The following is a 12004-nucleotide window of genomic DNA, read 5'->3' as shown; positions in this document are numbered from 1 at the left end:
CATTTTTTCTGGCCTGAAAGATCTTTTCGATCTCCTCGGTATCTATTTTTAGGGTTCCTTGCTTGCTTTCTCGATCCGGCTGGCGGTCCTTTCCATTTCTCCCAGCTTGTCTATCAGCACATTTGCGATCGTATCGATATTGTGTCTTTCCTGTTTTCCCATTTTTTTATCTTGAATTCCCCTGTCCATACTCTGTTTTATCCCGGGGTTGTGGTTCAGCCCTATCTGGGCGATCTTCACGCCCATTTTTGAAAGGCTCATTGTCTTGTGGATCTCGGTCGCCTTTAGGTTTAGCCCCTGGAACTCCACCCTGAAACCTTGCAGTCTGTTACTCTTGTTGATCGTGGGCAGGATCTCGACCCCCTTTGACTTCATCAGCTCCCTGTACGCCTTGAAATCCTTGGGGCGCTGCCGCAGTACCGCTGTATGTTTTTCAAAGATCTGGCTCCTGACCTCCTTTGTGATTTCCTTTTTGGCCGCCTCGACTTCGCGCGCCCTGGTAAGCCCATTTCCCGTGCGATCTGGTCTGCCTTTGTCTGCGATTCCTTGGAGATCCAACTGTCCTTGTAGGCCTTGCCGTTACTGTCGATCCGGTTCACGAACAGGTGCAGGTGCGCATGGTTCCGGTCGGTATGCTTGACAATGATCGCCTGGTGCTTTTCAAGGTTCATCTTTTTTAGGAAACTGTCGGAAATGGCCTTGAAGTCCTCGTTCGATAATTTTTGGCCGTCTTTGGGTTCCGGGCTGAGCACAAAGCTCAGGTCGTTGTTTTCTGCCCTGGTGTTAAGGTTCTGGAAGATTCGGAACTCCCCCTTGATCTCCGCGCCGGTGTCGCCCACCACAAAACGTTTGTCTATGATCTCGGCACCGTCCTTTTCCAGTGCGTAGTTGATGCCGGCACCCCCGTGCGCTATGCTCTTTGCCCTGGCTATCATTGGAGTTTTTTTAGGTGTTCCTTTATTTCTGCAGCTGCAGTCTTTACCTCTGCCGCAAACCGGCTGTCCCTGTCCTTCAAAAGGTTGGAAATGGACGTGAAATTGTTGTGGTACGTGGTGAGCATCCGGTAGATCTCCAGTTCCTCGTCCGTCAGTTTATAGCCCATTTTTTGGCCGAGTGCGGAAGCTCTGCAGAAAGCCGAAGCTGAAAGGCCGGAATCCGCGGCCTTTTTCTCTATGATCGCCTTTTCGAGTGGCGAGCACCTGAACCTTAAGACCTCTTTTTTGTTCATTCGAATCCTATTTTAATTTTTGACCAACGGGAGAAAATCAAGAGGCCTTTGGAGGTATAATTTAGGAGCATCGCGTATAAATTGTAGCTACAAAGGCACCTCTTGAAAATATCAACAGACCGAACAAAGGAAAAAACTCTGTTATCCGCTGTCCCATGGTTTAAATATCGGATTTTTTAAGGGAAAACGATCTTTCTCAGCTGTTATATTTTTGCGCTCGGTATATTTGTTCCGTACACATTTTCATCCATGAAAGAAAAACTAGAACACAAAGGTTATTTCGGCACCGTGCAATTCAGTACCGATGATAAGGTATTTTTTGGAAAGATCCAGGGGATAAATGACCTGATACTTTTCGAGGGTAAATCTGTTTCTGACCTGGAAAAAAGTTTTGTTGAGTCGGTGGAGGATTATCTGAAAACCTGTAAAGAGATAGGAAAGGAGATTGTTAAAAACGGACAGCCCGAACGGCTGATGCCAGACTTTTTTGACGATGAAAATCATTCTGAGTGGACGTGGTGACCTTTGCGTACGGGTAATTCGAACCTCTATTTGTGGAGAAATTAATTTCTCCACAAATAGAGGTTTTACATTTACAGGCTGTTGCTTTTTGATAGTTCTGACATAAAACTACGCTACACTGTTCTAAAGTTTAGGTAAAATCCTGTCTCCCGATAATGGCCATTATTTCTACTTCTTCCAGAACCCTGTAATAAATCGTATCTGATTTGAAATTGCAGCTTCTATATCCAGGTTTGATATGTTCTGCAGAGATAAATTGATAAGGGTTTTCTGCTATCCGCTCAAAATGTTCAATTAGGCCAAAATAATATTTAGTTGCCTGATCGACCCCGAACCTTCCCATTCCGTAATGATAGATCCTTATTAGATCTTCTTCGGCCTCGAGCCTTAGCCTATAGGTCATTTTACTTTCCGCTTTGGGCTATGGCAAGTATTTCTTCCGGGGTGCGGTTTGAAAAACCACGCTGTTCCGACCGTTCCAGTTTGGTCCTGATCCAATCAATTTTTCTTTGTTGGCCCCTGGCCTGCCGAATTAGGTCGTTTACAAGTTCGCTTTTACTGGAATATTCCTTGCTGGTTACCTGTTCTCGTAACCACTGGTCGTTTTTCTCATTGACCGAAAAGCTTTGTCGTGCCATAATAAAATAATTTGGTGCAAATATAACACGGAAACGAACCAAAGAATGCCCTCAAGATGTTTTTGTTACAGTTTTTCAAGCCAATCATCCAGGTTTTCTATCCTTTCCGATTTTCCGTTGCGAGTCTCTTCAATAGCTGTTTTCGTGGCATTGTTGGGGATATTTCCGACATTTTGGTATAGTATTTTTTCGATGTAATTGTTCAGGCTTGTTTTATCTGCCCTGGCTTTTTCTCTAAGTGCTTCCAGAAGGTCGCCATTTAATCGAACTGCGGTTTGGATTTTTGAATTCATGATAGACCAGGCTTAATAATGCCCCTTCAAAGAATGGATTTCTATTGTTTCTTTCTCTTCGAGGACCTTGTAGATAATGCGGTGTTCCTTGTTGATGCGCCTTGACCAAAAACCGGAAAGATCGTACTTTAGGGCTTCCGGTTTTCCGATGCCGGAATAGGGGGTGCCCTCAATGTCAGTTACCAGCTTTGTTATTTTATTCTGGATCGCCGGGTCTCCCTTTTTTTTCCAGTACGAAAGATCCTTCAGCGCTTTTTTGGTATAATTCACTTCCATAGATCCTCCGTCTTGATGGAGGTTAGCATACCCTGTTCTGCTTCGCGTTCGCTTTCTTTGATTTTGGCGACAAAACTGGGGTCGTATGGGCTTTCTTCCGAAGCCTCAAAGGGAATTTTCAGGGCATTTAGGAATGCCTTGACCGTTTTCAGCTGTTGCTGATCCTCTGGATGAATTTTCAATGTTCCCATTTTATACATGTTTTGATGTAAATATACTGAGAATGATGCAAAAATAGGATCAGTTCAAAAAACGCATTTTAAAGGCCTCTAAGCGCTCCTTTTATTTCTGACTTAGAATTTGGCGAAAGACATGAAAAACGCTCTTAGGGATAAAAAAAACCGTAAATTTTCGCGCCAGTTTGCCTGCGCTCTGCTTTTCACATTCGTTTTTCGTTTTCTTTTCACTCCGCAGATTTTTTTTTGGTTCCTCCCGCAAGAGTCGATTTTTCCTTTTTCCTTTAATCATCTCTAAAACGTTTTTTTTAATTATTTTAAATACTTTACTACTTTAGGGGTCTGCAACTTGTTGATTTCCAGTACCGCAAAAGGTCGAAAAAACAGTTTTTATAAGCGAAAAAACAGTTTTTATAAGCGAAAAAACAGTTTTTATAAGCGAAAAAACAGTTTTTATAAGCGAATTCTTATGTTTTATTAAACAGACTGTTTTTTTTATCTGTTTTTATATATATTTGCAATTCAGCAAGATAGCGTTTATGAAAGATTTATCAGTGTTTAGTGATGCACAGGTGCACGGCTTTAAGGAAAAAAGAATAATGCAGCATAACGCTATTACTTCAGGGAGATATGATTTCTCGGCCTGCCAGCTAGATATTTTGTTCATGCTCTTGGCTTCGCTGACCCAAAAAGAGCTGCAGTATAGGATCACCGCTAAGGATATAGAATTAATCACTGGGAGAGCCTGGAACTATGCTCAGCTCCGTAAGGCCACTGAGGAAATCGGCAATCGTATGTTCGAGGTCGATATAAAGCAGGACAACGGCAAAATGATCTACCGCCAGATGTGGCTCTTTCAACAGGTAGATTACCTTGAGGGGCAGGGAGCATTTGAGGTTATGATTTCCGAACCGGCCAAGCCTTACTTTTTTGAACTAAAGAATTCATTTACCTCGATCCAGTTGAAGTCTGTTCTGGCCTGTTCTTCGAAATACGCTAAGCGCCTATACACTTTAGCCTGTCAATGGCGGTCGGTTGGTCGACAGGTTTATGAAATTGAAGAGCTGAAAAGGATGCTTGGAATGATCGATAAAAAAGGAAATGAGCAGTACAGGCAAATTGGTCAGTTTAAAAAAGATGTTTTAGACATTGCCAAGGAACAGATCAATGCCAATACCGATTTGAAATTTGATTACAAACTTCATAAAAAAGGGCGCTCTTTCAAGGTTATAGAGATATTTATAGATATAAGTGCAAACTTCCAGCTCCAGATAGACTTCCAAAAACCGATAGCTGAACAAAAAGATATAAAATATATTATGTCCTACGGTCTGACCGAAAAACAGGCCACCCAAATAGCCGAAAACGAAAAAATCGAAAACTTTAAATCACTAATTGATGAGTTAAACCAAAAGGTTAGGAAAGGGGATTTAAAAGTGGATAATTCAAGGGGCTATATTGTTGGGGTCTATAAGAAAAAAGGGGTGATCTCATCAATGTAAAAAAATGAAAGATCAGTACACTATAAAGGAATTGGCCGACAAGCTAAATGTAAGTACCCGAACCGTTGAAAGGTACTTGCAAGGCCTATACACAAAGGAAAACAATAAAATTGTAATCCCTTTGGATGTGGTCAATCTGCTGGAAGTCCGACACAAGTCCGACACAAACACCGACACAAGTCCGACACAGAAATATGATGTAATTGAGGCCTTTACAAATGAGGAATATCAAGAGTTTCAAAAAAGGTTGATAGAGTACCCTATCCTGCAAAGGGATCTGGAATATCACCGCGAATCGGCAAAAAGTCACCAACGCCAGATGGAATTAATTTTGCGAAATTTGGAACAGCGGAATTTTATTGAAGCAAGCGACAAAAAACTAAAAGAATAGTAGACGTACTGGTTTTATTCACACGTTACCAAACATTTAAAAAAAGATTTAGTGAGTAGGAATAATAGCAGTTGTGGACTTTTATCTCTAGCATTTTTTATAATGTTCGTTATAATTTCAGCATTTACAGGAAATCTTGAATATTTATACTTCCTTGTTGGGATTTTCGCTATTCTATTTGTTATCGTCGCAATTGGGGATTTTAATTCATCAAAAAAGAAATCAAAATTTGAGGATAGTAAATCTTTAGATTTAAATCTAAGTAATAAGCCTTTGGTTCGGGAAGACCCTATAAAACTCAAACAAAAACCATACATTATAACAGAGAAATTTATCGGTGGCCAAATCAAGGGAGTAATACTTCCCAAAGAAATAGCTATACTGACAAAGATAAAAAGCATCAAATTATTCTCTAAAAATGAAATAGAAATTTCAAAATTTATAAATCAGAATTCTGATTTGTATTGTATAGAGTTAGACGGGCCGTTTTGGCTAGAAAATGAACTCGAAAAGAAAAATCAATTAACTATAGTTCATATCAAAAAGAATGATAAAATTGAACCTTTTCTAGAACATTTATCAAAACAAACCGAACTAAAATATTTGAGCATTATCCATAACTCCAAAATGGATTTAAAATGCTTTCTGCCATTGCTCAAAAATGTTACTGAATTTACACTTGATTGCTTGATAAATGAATTTCCAACTGATTTATTGAGAAATGAAAAGCTACAATCCTTAAATCTTTCAAACAATAAAATTCAGAAAATTTCAATTGAGCATTTTGATGAGAGAATCTTAAAAAACACAAACCTCAAAACATTGAATTTGTCGGGAAATAGATTAAAGACGATACCATTAAAACTCTTTGATTTAAAATCCTTAGATAATGTTATACTAAACAACAACCCAATAAGAGCAAGGAATATAAAAAGATTATATAAAGACTACCGCAATCGAGTAACATTGGACAGCGGACAATACGAAATCATTTTTAGACGCTTTCATCCCACTTCTTGGCTCTTAATAAAGATTGTTTTCTCAATAGCTTTCGTAGCTATTCCTTACATGGTATTTGATAGTGCAGGATTATCAATTATATTTTTTGCTTTTGTGGTAATTGCATGGAAAACTTAATTCATAAATTTCAAAACAAACAACAGTATTATGAATCCAATAACAGAAATTGTAATCCCTTTTGATAATGCTAAAGCACTTCAAGAAAATATCGATAGGCATATTTCGGATATGGATGAATTGATTAAAATACTGAATGGGGTTAAGGCAACTCCAATGGGTGGAAGCTTTTTTTACAATTGTGCGGATACAAAAGGACCTTGCGACTATAAAGAAAATGCGTCAGTCTGTGTGCATCCAAGACAAATAACATCAATTAGACCAAAGGATTACGAAATTCTCTATGGAAACACAACACTTAAAGTATTGGCTGAATTATATGTCGCAATGAAAAAAATGGATATGAATTACCCTATCCTATTTCCAGTAAATTTTGATAATACGAATTCTTACACGGACTTTCATAATAGAATCTCAGGAATAAAACTATATTTTGAACCTGAAATTGACGAAAAAGTAGCGCCACATATAAATATGATTAACCATTTAACTAGCTTGAAAATAATTCTAAAACAGAATTTAACGGATATTTTTGAAGGCTATTTTCACCATGTTGAGACTTTAAGAGAAAGCTATGGATAATTCGTTCGTTTATTAAAATTTAATCCTACTACAGCTGCTCATAATGGTCGGCTCTTGTTCCCTGCAGTTCATACTGATCCGTTTTCTTCAAGCGCAAGGGGATAGCTAAATAGAAAATAAAAAGCAAGTCCTAAGATTTATTTTCATTATATATTTCCTGTTCTGTAAAACGCTTATTTACTAGTGTTGAAAGCTTGTCCTTACTGATTTTTAGGTCCAAGTCTCCGTTTTTTTCCAGTTCCAGGATAAATTCGGTAATACTGCTGATCGTATGCATATCTATTGTTTTAGTTTGTTGTATTCCTGCTCAAAATATTGCGCTTCAAATTTTTTAAGTTCATAATCTTCTGCCTTGTTCCAGGCGTAGAAAATAGATCCCATAGAAAGTAGAACAAGACCACCTATAATGCCCCAAACCCAATTGGGTACCCTTATACTGTTTTTGCTCCTTGCTGCTCTCAATTCGTCTAAAATGGCATTTTCCTCATTTTTTCTGGCCTGAAAGATCTTTTCGATCTCCTCGGTATCTATTTTTAGGGGTTCCTTGCTTGCTTTCTCGATCCGGCTGGCGGTCCTTTCCATTTCTCCCAGCTTGTCTATCAGCACATTTGCGATCGTATCGATATTGTGTCTTTCCTGTTTTCCCATTTTTTTATCTTGAAATTCCCCTGTCCATACTCTGTTTTATCCCGGGGTTGTGGTTCAGCCCTATCTGGGCGATCTTCACGCCCATTTTTGAAAGGCTCATTGTCTTGTGGATCTCGGTCGCCTTTAGGTTTAGCCCCTGGAACTCCACCCTGAAACCTTGCAGTCTGTTACTCTTGTTGATCGTGGGCAGGATCTCGACCCCCTTTGACTTCATCAGCTCCCTGTACGCCTTGAAATCCTTGGGGCGCTGCCGCAGTACCGCTGTATGTTTTTCAAAGATCTGGCTCCTGACCTCCTTTGTGATTTCCTTTTTGGCCGCCTCGACTTCGCGCGCCCTGGTAAGCCCCATTTCCCGTGCGATCTGGTCTGCCTTTGTCTGCGATTCCTTGGAGATCCAACTGTCCTTGTAGGCCTTGCCGTTACTGTCGATCCGGTTCACGAACAGGTGCAGGTGCGCATGGTTCCGGTCGGTATGCTTGACAATGATCGCCTGGTGCTTTTCAAGGTTCATCTTTTTTAGGAAACTGTCGGAAATGGCCTTGAAGTCCTCGTTCGATAATTTTTGGCCGTCTTTGGGTTCCGGGCTGAGCACAAAGCTCAGGTCGTTGTTTTCTGCCCTGGTGTTAAGGTTCTGGAAGATTCGGAACTCCCCCTTGATCTCCGCGCCGGTGTCGCCCACCACAAAACGTTTGTCTATGATCTCGGCACCGTCCTTTTCCAGTGCGTAGTTGATGCCGGCACCCCCGTGCGCTATGCTCTTTGCCCTGGCTATCATTGGAGTTTTTTTAGGTGTTCCTTTATTTCTGCAGCTGCAGTCTTTACCTCTGCCGCAAACCGGCTGTCCCTGTCCTTCAAAAGGTTGGAAATGGACGTGAAATTGTTGTGGTACGTGGTGAGCATCCGGTAGATCTCCAGTTCCTCGTCCGTCAGTTTATAGCCCATTTTTTGGCCGAGTGCGGAAGCTCTGCAGAAAGCCGAAGCTGAAAGGCCGGAATCCGCGGCCTTTTTCTCTATGATCGCCTTTTCGAGTGGCGAGCACCTGAACCTTAAGACCTCTTTTTTGTTCATTCGAATCCTATTTTAATTTTTGACCAACGGGAGAAAATCAAGAGGCCTTTGGAGGTATAATTTAGGAGCATCGCGTATAAATTGTAGCTACAAAGGCACCTCTTGAAAATATCAACAGACCGAACAAAGGAAAAAACTCTGTTATCCGCTGTCCCATGGTTTAAATATCGGATTTTTTAAGGGAAAACGATCTTTCTCAGCTGTTATATTTTTGCGCTCGGTATATTTGTTCCGTACACATTTTCATCCATGAAAGAAAAACTAGAACACAAAGGTTATTTCGGCACCGTGCAATTCAGTACCGATGATAAGGTATTTTTTGGAAAGATCCAGGGGATAAATGACCTGATACTTTTCGAGGGTAAATCTGTTTCTGACCTGGAAAAAAGTTTTGTTGAGTCGGTGGAGGATTATCTGAAAACCTGTAAAGAGATAGGAAAGGAGATTGTTAAAAACGGACAGCCCGAACGGCTGATGCCAGACTTTTTTGACGATGAAAATCATTCTGAGTGGACGTGGTGACCTTTGCGTACGGGTAATTCGAACCTCTATTTGTGGAGAAATTAATTTCTCCACAAATAGAGGTTTTACATTTACAGGCTGTTGCTTTTTGATAGTTCTGACATAAAACTACGCTACACTGTTCTAAAGTTTAGGTAAAATCCTGTCTCCCGATAATGGCCATTATTTCTACTTCTTCCAGAACCCTGTAATAAATCGTATCTGATTTGAAATTGCAGCTTCTATATCCAGGTTTGATATGTTCTGCAGAGATAAATTGATAAGGGTTTTCTGCTATCCGCTCAAAATGTTCAATTAGGCCAAAATAATATTTAGTTGCCTGATCGACCCCGAACCTTCCCATTCCGTAATGATAGATCCTTATTAGATCTTCTTCGGCCTCGAGCCTTAGCCTATAGGTCATTTTACTTTCCGCTTTGGGCTATGGCAAGTATTTCTTCCGGGGTGCGGTTTGAAAAACCACGCTGTTCCGACCGTTCCAGTTTGGTCCTGATCCAATCAATTTTTCTTTGTTGGCCCCTGGCCTGCCGAATTAGGTCGTTTACAAGTTCGCTTTTACTGGAATATTCCTTGCTGGTTACCTGTTCTCGTAACCACTGGTCGTTTTTCTCATTGACCGAAAAGCTTTGTCGTGCCATAATAAAATAATTTGGTGCAAATATAACACGGAAACGAACCAAAGAATGCCCTCAAGATGTTTTTGTTACAGTTTTTCAAGCCAATCATCCAGGTTTTCTATCCTTTCCGATTTTCCGTTGCGAGTCTCTTCAATAGCTGTTTTCGTGGCATTGTTGGGGATATTTCCGACATTTTGGTATAGTATTTTTTCGATGTAATTGTTCAGGCTTGTTTTATCTGCCCTGGCTTTTTCTCTAAGTGCTTCCAGAAGGTCGCCATTTAATCGAACTGCGGTTTGGATTTTTGAATTCATGATAGACCAGGCTTAATAATGCCCCTTCAAAGAATGGATTTCTATTGTTTCTTTCTCTTCGAGGACCTTGTAGATAATGCGGTGTTCCTTGTTGATGCGCCTTGACCAAAAACCGGAAAGATCGTACTTTAGGGCTTCCGGTTTTCCGATGCCGGAATAGGGGGTGCCCTCAATGTCAGTTACCAGCTTTGTTATTTTATTCTGGATCGCCGGGTCTCCCTTTTTTTTCCAGTACGAAAGATCCTTCAGCGCTTTTTTGGTATAATTCACTTCCATAGATCCTCCGTCTTGATGGAGGTTAGCATACCCTGTTCTGCTTCGCGTTCGCTTTCTTTGATTTTGGCGACAAAACTGGGGTCGTATGGGCTTTCTTCCGAAGCCTCAAAGGGAATTTTCAGGGCATTTAGGAATGCCTTGACCGTTTTCAGCTGTTGCTGATCCTCTGGATGAATTTTCAATGTTCCCATTTTATACATGTTTTGATGTAAATATACTGAGAATGATGCAAAAATAGGATCAGTTCAAAAAACGCATTTTAAAGGCCTCTAAGCGCTCCTTTTATTTCTGACTTAGAATTTGGCGAAAGACATGAAAAACGCTCTTAGGGATAAAAAAAACCGTAAATTTTCGCGCCAGTTTGCCTGCGCTCTGCTTTTCACATTCGTTTTTCGTTTTCTTTTCACTCCGCAGATTTTTTTTGGTTCCTCCCGCAAGAGTCGATTTTTCCTTTTTCCTTTAATCATCTCTAAAACGTTTTTTTTAATTATTTTAAATACTTTACTACTTTAGGGGTCTGCAACTTGTTGATTTCCAGTACCGCAAAAGGTCGAAAAAACAGTTTTTATAAGCGAAAAAACAGTTTTTATAAGCGAAAAAACAGTTTTTATAAGCGAAAAAACAGTTTTTATAAGCGAATTCTTATGTTTTATTAAACAGACTGTTTTTTTTATCTGTTTTTATATATATTTGCAATTCAGCAAGATAGCGTTTATGAAAGATTTATCAGTGTTTAGTGATGCACAGGTGCACGGCTTTAAGGAAAAAAGAATAATGCAGCATAACGCTATTACTTCAGGGAGATATGATTTCTCGGCCTGCCAGCTAGATATTTTTGTTCATGCTCTTGGCTTCGCTGACCCAAAAAGAGCTGCAGTATAGGATCACCGCTAAGGATATAGAATTAATCACTGGGAGAGCCTGGAACTATGCTCAGCTCCGTAAGGCCACTGAGGAAATCGGCAATCGTATGTTCGAGGTCGATATAAAGCAGGACAACGGCAAAATGATCTACCGCCAGATGTGGCTCTTTCAACAGGTAGATTACCTTGAGGGGCAGGGAGCATTTGAGGTTATGATTTCCGAACCGGCCAAGCCTTACTTTTTGAAACTAAAGAATTCATTTACCTCGATCCAGTTGAAGTCTGTTCTGGCCTGTTCTTCGAAATACGCTAAGCGCCTATACACTTTAGCCTGTCAATGGCGGTCGGTTGGTCGACAGGTTTATGAAATTGAAGAGCTGAAAAGGATGCTTGGAATGATCGATAAAAAAGGAAATGAGCAGTACAGGCAAATTGGTCAGTTTAAAAAAGATGTTTTAGACATTGCCAAGGAACAGATCAATGCCAATACCGATTTGAAATTTGATTACAAACTTCATAAAAAAGGGCGCTCTTTCAAGGTTATAGAGATATTTATAGATATAAGTGCAAACTTCCAGCTCCAGATAGACTTCCAAAAACCGATAGCTGAACAAAAAGATATAAAAATATATATGTCCTACGGTCTGACCGAAAAACAGGCCACCCAAATAGCCGAAAACGAAAAAATCGAAAACTTTAAATCACTAATTGATGAGTTAAACCAAAAGGTTAGGAAAGGGGATTTAAAAGTGGATAATTCAAGGGCTATATTGTTGGGGTCTATAAGAAAAAAGGGTGATCTCATCAATGTAAAAAAATGAAAGATCAGTAAACTATAAAGGAATTGGCCGACAAGCTAAATGTAAGTACCCGAACCGTTGAAAGGTACTTGCAAGGCCTATACACAAAGGAAAACAATAAAATTGTAATCCCTTTGGATGTGGTCAATCT

The 12004-nt window shown here is 40.0% G+C and carries 25 protein-coding genes; 8 read left to right on the top strand and 17 right to left on the bottom strand.

Annotated features, from left to right (window positions below):
• Positions 1-48: 48 nt before the first annotated feature.
• Genes P162_RS17610 through mbpA (P162_RS17600) form a run of 3 tightly spaced genes read right to left on the bottom strand, consistent with a single transcriptional unit; the run spans position 49 to position 1228 of the window.
• Positions 49-375 carry a hypothetical protein gene (locus P162_RS17610; protein WP_051908177.1) on the bottom strand — a complete coding sequence of 109 codons (327 nt, stop codon included), beginning with the start codon at positions 373-375 and terminating at the stop codon, positions 49-51.
• Positions 375-935: a relaxase/mobilization nuclease domain-containing protein gene (locus P162_RS17605; protein WP_051908175.1), complete on the bottom strand. Its 561-nt coding sequence runs from the start codon at positions 933-935 to the stop codon at positions 375-377. The genes P162_RS17610 and P162_RS17605 overlap by 1 nt, the downstream gene beginning before the upstream one ends.
• Entirely contained in the window at positions 932-1228 is a 297-nt protein-coding gene (gene mbpA, locus P162_RS17600; protein ID WP_031429301.1) for a mobilization protein MbpA, read from the bottom strand. The genes P162_RS17605 and mbpA (P162_RS17600) overlap by 4 nt, the downstream gene beginning before the upstream one ends.
• Before the next feature lie 249 nt (positions 1229-1477).
• Here mbpA (P162_RS17600) and P162_RS17595 point away from each other — a divergent pair, with 249 nt between their 5' ends.
• Positions 1478-1750, top strand: coding sequence for a type II toxin-antitoxin system HicB family antitoxin (locus P162_RS17595; protein ID WP_206340711.1), 273 nt, complete (start codon positions 1478-1480; stop codon positions 1748-1750).
• Positions 1751-1880: 130 nt separating this feature from the next.
• Here P162_RS17595 and P162_RS17590 read toward each other — a convergent pair whose 3' ends face one another.
• The 5 genes from P162_RS17590 to P162_RS17570 all read right to left on the bottom strand — a co-directional run bounded on the left by P162_RS17590 (position 1881) and on the right by P162_RS17570 (position 3148).
• Positions 1881-2153, bottom strand: coding sequence for a type II toxin-antitoxin system RelE/ParE family toxin (locus P162_RS17590; RefSeq protein WP_031429298.1), 273 nt, complete (start codon positions 2151-2153; stop codon positions 1881-1883).
• Between the two features lies 1 nt (position 2154).
• Complete coding sequence (locus P162_RS17585; RefSeq protein WP_031429296.1) at positions 2155-2388, bottom strand: type II toxin-antitoxin system ParD family antitoxin; 234 nt, start codon at positions 2386-2388, stop codon at positions 2155-2157.
• Positions 2389-2453: 65 nt separating this feature from the next.
• The gene (locus tag P162_RS17580; protein ID WP_031429294.1) at positions 2454-2681 is read right to left on the bottom strand and encodes a hypothetical protein; all 228 of its coding nucleotides are present in this window, start codon (positions 2679-2681) and stop codon (positions 2454-2456) included.
• Positions 2682-2693: 12 nt separating this feature from the next.
• On the bottom strand, positions 2694-2957 hold the full coding sequence (locus P162_RS17575) for a Txe/YoeB family addiction module toxin (protein ID WP_031429292.1): 264 nt from the start codon (positions 2955-2957) through the stop codon (positions 2694-2696).
• A complete protein-coding gene (locus P162_RS17570) occupies positions 2948-3148 on the bottom strand; it encodes a DUF2683 family protein (protein WP_164076288.1) in 201 nt (66 codons plus the stop codon). Before P162_RS17570 ends, P162_RS17575 begins: the two co-directional genes overlap by 10 nt.
• Before the next feature lie 524 nt (positions 3149-3672).
• Between P162_RS17570 and P162_RS17560 the strand changes: the two genes are divergently transcribed.
• Genes P162_RS17560 through P162_RS17545 form a run of 4 tightly spaced genes read left to right on the top strand, consistent with a single transcriptional unit; the run spans position 3673 to position 6745 of the window.
• Entirely contained in the window at positions 3673-4635 is a 963-nt protein-coding gene (locus P162_RS17560; RefSeq protein ID WP_051908179.1) for a replication initiation protein, read from the top strand.
• A 4-nt stretch (positions 4636-4639) separates the two neighbouring features.
• Positions 4640-5026, top strand: a complete 387-nt coding sequence (locus tag P162_RS17555) for a helix-turn-helix transcriptional regulator (protein WP_031429309.1) — start codon at positions 4640-4642, stop codon at positions 5024-5026.
• 51 nt (positions 5027-5077) lie between these two features.
• The gene (locus tag P162_RS17550; protein ID WP_031429307.1) at positions 5078-6163 is read left to right on the top strand and encodes a leucine-rich repeat domain-containing protein; all 1086 of its coding nucleotides are present in this window, start codon (positions 5078-5080) and stop codon (positions 6161-6163) included.
• 30 nt (positions 6164-6193) lie between these two features.
• Positions 6194-6745 carry a hypothetical protein gene (locus tag P162_RS17545; RefSeq protein WP_031429306.1) on the top strand — a complete coding sequence of 184 codons (552 nt, stop codon included), beginning with the start codon at positions 6194-6196 and terminating at the stop codon, positions 6743-6745.
• A gap of 130 nt (positions 6746-6875) precedes the next feature.
• Here the strand turns inward: P162_RS17545 and P162_RS17790 are convergent, their stop codons facing one another.
• Genes P162_RS17790 through mbpA (P162_RS17530) form a run of 4 tightly spaced genes read right to left on the bottom strand, consistent with a single transcriptional unit; the run spans position 6876 to position 8461 of the window.
• Positions 6876-7022: a hypothetical protein gene (locus P162_RS17790; RefSeq protein ID WP_164076289.1), complete on the bottom strand. Its 147-nt coding sequence runs from the start codon at positions 7020-7022 to the stop codon at positions 6876-6878.
• Positions 7023-7024: 2 nt separating this feature from the next.
• The gene (locus P162_RS17540) at positions 7025-7393 is read right to left on the bottom strand and encodes a hypothetical protein (RefSeq protein WP_031429304.1); all 369 of its coding nucleotides are present in this window, start codon (positions 7391-7393) and stop codon (positions 7025-7027) included.
• Between the two features lie 4 nt (positions 7394-7397).
• Complete coding sequence (locus tag P162_RS17535; RefSeq protein WP_051908173.1) at positions 7398-8168, bottom strand: relaxase/mobilization nuclease domain-containing protein; 771 nt, start codon at positions 8166-8168, stop codon at positions 7398-7400.
• Complete coding sequence (gene mbpA / locus P162_RS17530; RefSeq protein WP_031429301.1) at positions 8165-8461, bottom strand: mobilization protein MbpA; 297 nt, start codon at positions 8459-8461, stop codon at positions 8165-8167. Before mbpA (P162_RS17530) ends, P162_RS17535 begins: the two co-directional genes overlap by 4 nt.
• A gap of 249 nt (positions 8462-8710) precedes the next feature.
• On the opposite strand from mbpA (P162_RS17530), the gene P162_RS17525 reads away from it, so the two are divergent.
• The gene (locus tag P162_RS17525; protein ID WP_206340711.1) at positions 8711-8983 is read left to right on the top strand and encodes a type II toxin-antitoxin system HicB family antitoxin; all 273 of its coding nucleotides are present in this window, start codon (positions 8711-8713) and stop codon (positions 8981-8983) included.
• A gap of 130 nt (positions 8984-9113) precedes the next feature.
• On the opposite strand, the gene P162_RS17520 is transcribed toward P162_RS17525, so the two are convergent.
• The 5 genes from P162_RS17520 to P162_RS17500 form a co-directional block, all read right to left on the bottom strand.
• Positions 9114-9386 carry a type II toxin-antitoxin system RelE/ParE family toxin gene (locus P162_RS17520; protein ID WP_031429298.1) on the bottom strand — a complete coding sequence of 91 codons (273 nt, stop codon included), beginning with the start codon at positions 9384-9386 and terminating at the stop codon, positions 9114-9116.
• 1 nt (position 9387) lies between these two features.
• Positions 9388-9621, bottom strand: coding sequence for a type II toxin-antitoxin system ParD family antitoxin (locus P162_RS17515; protein WP_031429296.1), 234 nt, complete (start codon positions 9619-9621; stop codon positions 9388-9390).
• A 65-nt stretch (positions 9622-9686) separates the two neighbouring features.
• Entirely contained in the window at positions 9687-9914 is a 228-nt protein-coding gene (locus P162_RS17510; RefSeq protein WP_031429294.1) for a hypothetical protein, read from the bottom strand.
• Between the two features lie 12 nt (positions 9915-9926).
• Positions 9927-10190, bottom strand: coding sequence for a Txe/YoeB family addiction module toxin (locus tag P162_RS17505; protein WP_031429292.1), 264 nt, complete (start codon positions 10188-10190; stop codon positions 9927-9929).
• Complete coding sequence (locus P162_RS17500; RefSeq protein ID WP_164076288.1) at positions 10181-10381, bottom strand: DUF2683 family protein; 201 nt, start codon at positions 10379-10381, stop codon at positions 10181-10183. Before P162_RS17500 ends, P162_RS17505 begins: the two co-directional genes overlap by 10 nt.
• 650 nt (positions 10382-11031) lie before the next feature.
• On the opposite strand from P162_RS17500, the gene P162_RS17490 reads away from it, so the two are divergent.
• Both P162_RS17490 and P162_RS18100 read left to right on the top strand, forming a co-directional pair.
• Positions 11032-11874 (top strand): replication initiation protein, encoded by an 843-nt coding sequence (locus P162_RS17490; protein ID WP_241077823.1) that lies wholly within the window; start codon positions 11032-11034, stop codon positions 11872-11874.
• 14 nt (positions 11875-11888) lie between these two features.
• On the top strand, positions 11889-12004 hold a 116-nt coding region (locus P162_RS18100), incomplete at its 3' end, for an HTH domain-containing protein (protein WP_206340712.1).

The organism is Flavimarina sp. Hel_I_48 (assembly GCF_000733945.1).
Taxonomy (GTDB): domain Bacteria; phylum Bacteroidota; class Bacteroidia; order Flavobacteriales; family Flavobacteriaceae; genus Leeuwenhoekiella.
This window is presented reverse-complemented; position numbering and strand designations above follow the sequence as displayed.

What these genes read in the sequence shown, in the direction of transcription:
- P162_RS17610 (WP_051908177.1), bottom strand. Translation starts at nt 375, where the DNA reads ATGAAGTCAAAGGGGGTCGAGATCCTGCCCACGATCAACAAGAGTAAC.
- P162_RS17595 (WP_206340711.1), top strand. Translation starts at nt 1,478, where the DNA reads ATGAAAGAAAAACTAGAACACAAAGGTTATTTCGGCACCGTGCAATTC.
- P162_RS17570 (WP_164076288.1), bottom strand. Translation starts at nt 3,148, where the DNA reads ATGGGAACATTGAAAATTCATCCAGAGGATCAGCAACAGCTGAAAACG.
- mbpA (WP_031429301.1), bottom strand. Translation starts at nt 8,461, where the DNA reads ATGAACAAAAAAGAGGTCTTAAGGTTCAGGTGCTCGCCACTCGAAAAG.
- P162_RS17790 (WP_164076289.1), bottom strand. Translation starts at nt 7,022, where the DNA reads ATGCATACGATCAGCAGTATTACCGAATTTATCCTGGAACTGGAAAAA.
- P162_RS17520 (WP_031429298.1), bottom strand. Translation starts at nt 9,386, where the DNA reads ATGACCTATAGGCTAAGGCTCGAGGCCGAAGAAGATCTAATAAGGATC.
- P162_RS17540 (WP_031429304.1), bottom strand. Translation starts at nt 7,393, where the DNA reads ATGGGAAAACAGGAAAGACACAATATCGATACGATCGCAAATGTGCTG.
- P162_RS17585 (WP_031429296.1), bottom strand. Translation starts at nt 2,388, where the DNA reads ATGGCACGACAAAGCTTTTCGGTCAATGAGAAAAACGACCAGTGGTTA.
- P162_RS17605 (WP_051908175.1), bottom strand. Translation starts at nt 935, where the DNA reads ATGATAGCCAGGGCAAAGAGCATAGCGCACGGGGGTGCCGGCATCAAC.
- P162_RS17545 (WP_031429306.1), top strand. Translation starts at nt 6,194, where the DNA reads ATGAATCCAATAACAGAAATTGTAATCCCTTTTGATAATGCTAAAGCA.
- P162_RS17575 (WP_031429292.1), bottom strand. Translation starts at nt 2,957, where the DNA reads ATGGAAGTGAATTATACCAAAAAAGCGCTGAAGGATCTTTCGTACTGG.
- P162_RS17515 (WP_031429296.1), bottom strand. Translation starts at nt 9,621, where the DNA reads ATGGCACGACAAAGCTTTTCGGTCAATGAGAAAAACGACCAGTGGTTA.
- P162_RS17555 (WP_031429309.1), top strand. Translation starts at nt 4,640, where the DNA reads ATGAAAGATCAGTACACTATAAAGGAATTGGCCGACAAGCTAAATGTA.
- mbpA (WP_031429301.1), bottom strand. Translation starts at nt 1,228, where the DNA reads ATGAACAAAAAAGAGGTCTTAAGGTTCAGGTGCTCGCCACTCGAAAAG.
- P162_RS17525 (WP_206340711.1), top strand. Translation starts at nt 8,711, where the DNA reads ATGAAAGAAAAACTAGAACACAAAGGTTATTTCGGCACCGTGCAATTC.
- P162_RS17560 (WP_051908179.1), top strand. Translation starts at nt 3,673, where the DNA reads ATGAAAGATTTATCAGTGTTTAGTGATGCACAGGTGCACGGCTTTAAG.
- P162_RS17505 (WP_031429292.1), bottom strand. Translation starts at nt 10,190, where the DNA reads ATGGAAGTGAATTATACCAAAAAAGCGCTGAAGGATCTTTCGTACTGG.
- P162_RS17500 (WP_164076288.1), bottom strand. Translation starts at nt 10,381, where the DNA reads ATGGGAACATTGAAAATTCATCCAGAGGATCAGCAACAGCTGAAAACG.
- P162_RS17535 (WP_051908173.1), bottom strand. Translation starts at nt 8,168, where the DNA reads ATGATAGCCAGGGCAAAGAGCATAGCGCACGGGGGTGCCGGCATCAAC.
- P162_RS17510 (WP_031429294.1), bottom strand. Translation starts at nt 9,914, where the DNA reads ATGAATTCAAAAATCCAAACCGCAGTTCGATTAAATGGCGACCTTCTG.
- P162_RS17490 (WP_241077823.1), top strand. Translation starts at nt 11,032, where the DNA reads ATGCTCTTGGCTTCGCTGACCCAAAAAGAGCTGCAGTATAGGATCACC.
- P162_RS17590 (WP_031429298.1), bottom strand. Translation starts at nt 2,153, where the DNA reads ATGACCTATAGGCTAAGGCTCGAGGCCGAAGAAGATCTAATAAGGATC.
- P162_RS17580 (WP_031429294.1), bottom strand. Translation starts at nt 2,681, where the DNA reads ATGAATTCAAAAATCCAAACCGCAGTTCGATTAAATGGCGACCTTCTG.